The organism is Stenotrophomonas sp. GbtcB23, assembly GCF_019091045.1.
Lineage (GTDB): Bacteria > Pseudomonadota > Gammaproteobacteria > Xanthomonadales > Xanthomonadaceae > Stenotrophomonas > Stenotrophomonas rhizophila_A.
The window spans coordinates 1-305 of the sequence record NZ_JAGXKC010000314.1 but is presented as its reverse complement, the minus strand read 5'-3'; the positions used below and the strand labels follow the sequence as shown (position 1 = coordinate 305).

At 63.6% G+C, this 305-nt stretch carries 1 protein-coding gene; it reads right to left on the bottom strand.

Annotation, left to right across the window (positions count from 1 at the left end; genetic code table 11):
• Positions 1-305: histidine phosphatase family protein (locus KVS69_RS19250; RefSeq protein ID WP_217539560.1), on the bottom strand; the 305-nt coding region annotated here is incomplete at both ends.

Below are 305 nucleotides of genomic sequence, written 5' to 3'. Positions count from 1 at the left end.
ATTCGGTGACCCCGCAGTTGGGCACATCGCCCTCGCGGTCGATATCGAGAATCGCGCGCTCATCCAGTCCTTCCAGCAGATACCGCATGCAGTTCACGATCACCTGATGGCCCACGACCATGACGTTGGCACCCACATGGCTGCGCTGCAGGTCGCCAATCACGCCACGCAGGCGCAGGATGACGTCGCACCAGCTCTCGCCACCGGGCGGCCGGAAATAGAACTTTCCGACCAGTTTGCGCTGCTCGGCCAATTCGGGGAACGTCGCGCGGATGCCGCTGGAGGTGTATCGGTCCAGCACCCCG